Source organism: Novipirellula sp., assembly GCF_041583735.1.
Taxonomy (GTDB): Bacteria; Planctomycetota; Planctomycetia; order Pirellulales; family Pirellulaceae; genus Novipirellula.
In genome coordinates this window covers 1-6,200 of sequence record NZ_JBFHFD010000510.1, presented here as the reverse complement: position 1 = coordinate 6,200, position 6,200 = coordinate 1, and the positions used below count along the sequence as shown (strand labels likewise).

The window sequence follows — 6,200 nt, the reverse complement described above, 5'->3', positions numbered from 1 at the left end:
GACGCCATCGAGTCGCGATTACGTGCTGAACCTCGATATGTGGTACGCTCAAGCCCATCCATTGGAGGATTTTGCCGAGACATTTGCGGTCTGGTTGCGGCCAGGCTCACGCTGGCGGACTCAATATCGCGATTGGCCCGCGATCGAGAAACTGGAGTTTGTCGACGAGTTCATGAAGTCGATTCAAGGAAAACGACCGCTGGTTTACAACCGAAAAACGATCGATCCGGTCAGCCGACTTCGAAAAACGCTACGGACGCATTATCAGCGAAAACGTGAACATTACGGCGTCGACTATCCGAGTATCTATGATGCCGACCTGCGCAAACTGTTTTCGTCTGACGAAGAGCACCGACGCAATGTGACCGCCGCCGCCTTTTTGAGCCGAATTCGCAACGAGCTACGAACGATCGTGGCCCACTGGACCGGCGAATACACCTACACGATTGACCAGGTGATCCAAGAAATGATCGAACGATGCCGCGAATTGAATTTGCGACTCGGCGGAGCCATCGAACAAGTCAAGCGAGATGCCATGATTTTAGTCGCAGTGCGAACCACCAACTTTTTACACGAAGGACGGCATCGTGTTGCGATGTAGCAATCATTTCAGGAAAACGTTCCTGATCACCAGCCCCTTCCTGCTCGCGAGTGCCCCCCAGCTCGTCAACCGAGGATCGTCAGCAGACGGAGCGGGATTATGAGCTCGCTAAGGATCTTGGTACTCGTTCGCGAAGGACATGTTCCGCCGCTGACGCTCGAGGGCGTTGACGAAAAAGAATTAGACGACTGGAAGGCTGAATTTGACGTCTGTGACACACTGCGTCACATCGGCCACGAGGTGCTTCCGATCGGGGTGTACGATGATCTGACGCCGATCCGTGAAGCCTTGCGTGAATTCAAACCCGACATCACCTTCATGATGCTGGAAGAATTCCACGGAGTCGTCACCTATGACTTTGCCGTGATCAGCTATCTGGAATTGATGCAGCAGCCCTATACCGGATGCAATCCGCGTGGATTGCTGCTCAGCAAGGACAAGGCGTTATCGAAAAAAGTGTTGACGTATCATCGCATTCCGACGCCTCGGTTTGCGGTCTTTCCTGCGGGTCGCACAATCCATCGTCCCAAAAAATTGTCGTTCCCACTGTTTGTGAAATCGGCGATCGAAGACGCCTCGTTTGGGATCGCCCAGGCTTCGATTGTCCATAACGACGAAGCGCTAGTGGAACGCGTCAAGTTCATCCATGACAAGACGAACGACGATGCGATGGCCGAACAGTACATCGAAGGCCGCGAATTGTACGTCGGGGTGATCGGCAACAACCGCTTGCAAACCTTCCCGCCGTGGGAAATGGTGTTTGCCAAGATGCCTGATGACATCGCCAAAATCGCGACTCGCCAGGTCAAGTGGAATCACAAGTACCAAGAGAAACATGGCATCACCACCGAGGAAGCCAAGGATCTCGACGACGCCACGAAACTAAAGATTTCTCGTCTTTGCAAACGAGTCTACCGGGCACTGAACATGAGCGGTTACGCGCGAATGGATTTACGGATGACCGACAAAGGCGAGATCTTCGTGATCGAAGCCAATGCGAATCCCAACATTGAGTATGGCGAAGATTTTTCGGAATCAGCCGAGACGATCGGCATTACGTACGAGATGCTGCTGCAAAAAATCCTCAACCTAGGGCTGCGATACAAAGCAGCCTGGATGACGGTTTGACTCGCCCCATGCGATCGACGCATGGGAACGAATCACGACGGCACCGCGTCTACTGCAGATTCTCGAGCAAAAATGCCCATAAATCGGCGTACTCGTCGATCCGCTTGCTGACCGGCGTGCCCGCACCGTGGCCCGCTCGCGTTTCGATTCGAATCAGCGTGGGATTATCGCAGGCTTGCGCCGCTTGCAGCGCGGCGGCAAATTTGAAACTGTGCCCTGGCACCACGCGGTCGTCGCGATCGGCCGTTGTGATCAGCGTGGCGGGATAACACGTCCCCGGTTTCAAATTATGAAGCGGCGAATACGAGAGCAGGTTTTCGATTTGGTCCGCTTCGTCACTGCTGCCATATTCGGTCGCCCAAGCCCATCCGATCGTGAACTTGTGAAAACGCAGCATGTCCATCACACCGACCGCGGGTAAACAAGCCCCAAACAGATCGGGACGCTGCGTCATCACGGCACCGACCAACAGCCCACCGTTGCTGCCACCACGCACCGCCAATCGGCTCGATCGTGTGTAGCCTTTGTCGATCAAATGTTCCGCCGCAGCGATAAAGTCGTCAAACACATTCTGCTTGTTCAGCCGCATACCGGCTTCATGCCAATCGCGGCCATATTCGCCTCCGCCACGCAGATTTGCGACCGCATAAACGCCTCCGTTTTCGATCCAAGCCGCATTGGCGGGTGAAAACGCAGGCGTCAGCGAGATATTGAAACCGCCGTAGGCATACAGCAGCGTACGATTGGAACCATCCAATTTGGTATCGCGATGCCGGGTGACAATCACTGGCACCTGTGTCCCATCCTTGCTGGTTGCAAAGAGTTGTTCGGTGACGTAATCATCGACTTGGATTGGCGTTTCAGGACGTCGCCACAACGAGGTTGCTCCGGTGGCCAGATCGACGCGATAAATCTCACCAGGAGTCACGTAATTGGTAAAGTCAAAGAACGTCTCGGTTGCATCTTGGCGGCCGCCGAAACCGCTAGCACTGCCCACTCCGGGTAACGGCAAATCGTCCACAAAGTCGCCTTCGATCGAATAGCGAGCCACGCGGCTACGAGCGTCTTTTAGATAACTCAAATAAAACGTTTCGCCAAACAAACTTGCCGATTCCAGCACATCGTCGGACTCCGGAATCACCTCTTTCCAGTGCTCGCGATCCGCCTTGCCAACGTTGACTGCAATCAAACGGCGTTTCGGAGCATCATTGTCGGTCACAAAATAGTGCGTCGCACCGACCGACGCGATCCAGTCATACTCGGCATCAAAACCGGTGATAAACGGCTCGACGGTGGCATCGGGATTGGTCAAATCTTTGATGAAGACTTGTGATTTCGGCTCGCTGCCCTTCCAATTGTGGATGACCAAATAGCGGCCATCCTCCGTAACCACCGGCGAGAAGCCCCATTTCGGTTCATCGGGCCGCTCAAGGATCAACGTGTCTTTGGATTGGTCGTCACCAAGACGGTGAAAATACAACCGTTGATTCTCGTTGGTACCGGTCAATTCTTGGCCTTCGACCGGAGCGGTGTAGCGTGCGTAAAAGAATCCACTGTTGTCCGGCATCCAAGCGATACCACTGAACTTGCTCCAGCGAACGATGTCGTCCAGATCGTTCCCGGTCGCCACGTCTCGGACTTTCCACGTTCGCCAGTCACTACCGCCGTCGGCCAAGGAATACGCGAGAAGTTTTCCGTCTTTGCTGGTGACGGTCGAACCGAGTGCGACCGTGCCATCGTCGCTGAGCTTGTTGGGATCGATCAGCACTTGACGCTCGGCATCGAGCGAATCGGCTTTGTAGAGGACGCTTTGGTTCTGCAACCCGTTGTTGTGCGAATAGATGTAGAAGTCGCCTTTGTGACTGGGCAGACCGAATCGTTCGTAATTCCACAGTTTTTCCAGCCTTGCTCGCATCGACTCACGCTCGGGTAGCGATTGCAGGTACGCCTGGGTGACCTTGTTTTGAGCTTCCACCCACGCGGCGGTCTCCTCGCTCTCGGTGTCCTCTAACCAGCGATAAGGGTCGGTGACGCGATGCCCGTGGTAGTCGTCGGTGACATCGACCGTCTTGGTTTCGGGGTACTGCATCGTGCGTTGAGATGTCGTCAGCGTGGTTGATTCTTGTGCCATGGCAAAGTCGGTAGTGAGCCCTGAGAGGAACAGTGAGCTGATCAGCGTGAGTGTGGCCGTGGATGCTGCCAGTGTTAACACCGGAAACCGTGGCCATTTGAAGGGGTGTAACATTGGATGTGATAGACTGAGGGGATTGAGAAATCGAAAGTCGGACGAGTCGGCTTGGCTATCGTACTCGATTTTTCCTGCCGAAAGAAAAGGGGGACCAGCTTTGGGTGCGGCACATGATCGCGATCCCCGCCGTCCGATGGCGGACTTCTGGCCACGGCACCCCCTGTTGCTACTGGCAATTGCGGCTGGCATTGGAATCGCGATTGACGCAGGATTGTCGCTCGAGTTCCAGAAGCGATCCATGCTATGGGGGGGCGTAGCCCTCGGCTCCTGCGTGTTGTTTGCGTTTCCCACCGCGGTATTCAAACGCGTCGCCGTGGTGCTAGGGGTGGCGTCGCTCGCGGGACTGTGGCATGGCTACAACGACTTTGCCTATCAAACCGCCTCGATTGGGCACTATGCGTCCGAGTATTCTGAACCCGCCATTATCGAAGGGACGATCGATCGGCCGGTGGTGATTCGCCGCAATCCGCTAGCCGATTCCGTGCGGGGACGCGATCAATCCCCCTGGCAATCGGTGATTGAATTGGCGACGGCACGGATTCGTATCGGCGACGACTTTGTTCCGTGCAGCGGACGAGCGATGGTCGTGTGCAGCGGACGACTCGACCATTTGTTGCCGGGGGATGCAATTCGAGTTCATGGGGCACTGGCAAAAATCATCGCTCCCACCAATCCCGGTGAAAACGACCTGCGTCCGGTGTACCGCCGCCGCGGCATTCACGCCCGCATCGACGTCGCTCGCGAAACGCAGATCGAAGTGATCGGACGCCACTTCGATTTCGATCGCCGGATCGCCGTCATTGCGACCGAGAGCCGCGAATTGTTGCTAAAGCATACCGGCGAGTCGTCTGGACCTTTGGCGGTCGCGTTGGTGATCGGGCAACGCGACTTTGTCGACCCCGAAACCCGTGATCTGTTGCTGATAACGGGAACCGCCCATCTGTTAAGCGTCAGCGGATTGCATCTCGCAATCGTGATCGTGTTGGCCAGCTGGGTCGCGATGTTACTGCGGTTTCCACTCGGAGCCAAGATTGCCTGGGTATTGTTGGTGTGCTGCCTGTACACCGCGATCACCGGAGGCCGGCCGCCCGTGATGCGCGCGGCAGTGTTGGTCGGAATGCTGATGTGCTCGCTGTGGTTCCGGCGTCCAACGCAGCCGATCAACACCTTGTCGCTTGCCGCGTTGCTGTTGCTGGCGATTAACCCAGAAAATCTGTTTCATGTTGGCGTCCAATTGTCGTTCCTGGCTGTGGCAACGTTGTTCTTATGTGGCGCCCGCACGATTACCGAGTCCCATGCCGTGGATTTGGCCATCGAAAACGAGCGGCAACTCGATGCACTGCTGCAATCCTCGCAATCAGTCTGGATTCGCTACGGACGAATGGGGTGGCAATGGCTTGCGAGGATGGTTTGGTACAGCGGCTGTGTGACCGCGATCAGTATCCCACTGGTGTGGCATCAATTTCATGTCATCTCGTTTGTTAGCGTTGTGACCAATGTAATTTTGAGCCCGTTTCTGTTTTGGTCCTTGGCATGCGGTGTCGCCACGGTGGTGGTGGGGTGGGTCTGGGCCGCCGCAGCAGGTCTACCGGGCTTCTTGTGCGGCGTCGGGCTGCAGTGCATGCGGCATATCATTGGCGTTGCCGCCGAAGTCCCCTACGGACATTACTGGTTGCCGTCGCCGCCGGCATGGAGCGTGGCCGTGTTTTATCTGGTGATGGTAGGCTCGCTTTTCCGGTCACGAAGCCGAGCGAGTTCGCGATTTCGTTATGGCTGGATCGTTGTCTGGATAGTGGCCGCATGGATGATGGCGACCACAGCCCCGCCGATTGACAGTGGGACATTCGAAGCGACATTTGTCGATGTCGGTCACGGCACAAGCGTTGTCATGCGAGACGACGCAGGCCACGTGTATCTATACGACTGCGGTCGAATGGCGAACCCGACCGGCAGCAGTCGAGATATCGATGCGGCATTGTGGGCGATCGGAGCAACACGGTTGGATGCGATCTTTTTATCACATGCCGATTCGGATCATTACAATGCGATCCCCGGAGTGCTGCGGCGGTTCGCGGTCGATCGCATCATCACGCCTCCCGGGATGCTTGATCAACACGAAGTCGGGTTGGTGCCCACACGCTTGGCCATCGATGCCGCAAACGTGCCGGTGATCGAAGTGTTTGATTCGCTGAAAATACCGGAGCTCCCCCAGACCTTTTCGAT

At 55.9% G+C, this 6,200-nt stretch carries 3 protein-coding genes and 1 pseudogene; 3 read left to right on the top strand and 1 reads right to left on the bottom strand.

Annotated elements, in window-relative coordinates:
- Positions 1-601, top strand: a pseudogene (locus ABX962_RS27040) (hypothetical protein); the annotation flags it as partial.
- Between the two features lie 99 nt (positions 602-700).
- Positions 701-1,729, top strand: coding sequence for a D-alanine--D-alanine ligase (locus ABX962_RS27035; protein WP_372724061.1), 1,029 nt, complete (start codon positions 701-703; stop codon positions 1,727-1,729).
- Between the two features lie 49 nt (positions 1,730-1,778).
- Here ABX962_RS27035 and ABX962_RS27030 read toward each other — a convergent pair whose 3' ends face one another.
- Positions 1,779-3,860, bottom strand: a complete 2,082-nt coding sequence (locus ABX962_RS27030) for a prolyl oligopeptidase family protein (protein WP_372724059.1) — start codon at positions 3,858-3,860, stop codon at positions 1,779-1,781.
- 280 nt (positions 3,861-4,140) lie between these two features.
- Here ABX962_RS27030 and ABX962_RS27025 point away from each other — a divergent pair.
- Positions 4,141-6,200 (top strand): ComEC/Rec2 family competence protein (locus ABX962_RS27025; protein ID WP_372724057.1); only part of this gene is annotated, 2,060 nt, incomplete at its 3' end.

Excerpts from the sequence above, each read along its gene's own strand:
- ABX962_RS27035 (WP_372724061.1), top strand. The coding sequence starts at position 701 with ATGAGCTCGCTAAGGATCTTGGTACTCGTTCGCGAAGGACATGTTCCG.
- ABX962_RS27030 (WP_372724059.1), bottom strand. The coding sequence starts at position 3,860 with ATGGCACAAGAATCAACCACGCTGACGACATCTCAACGCACGATGCAG.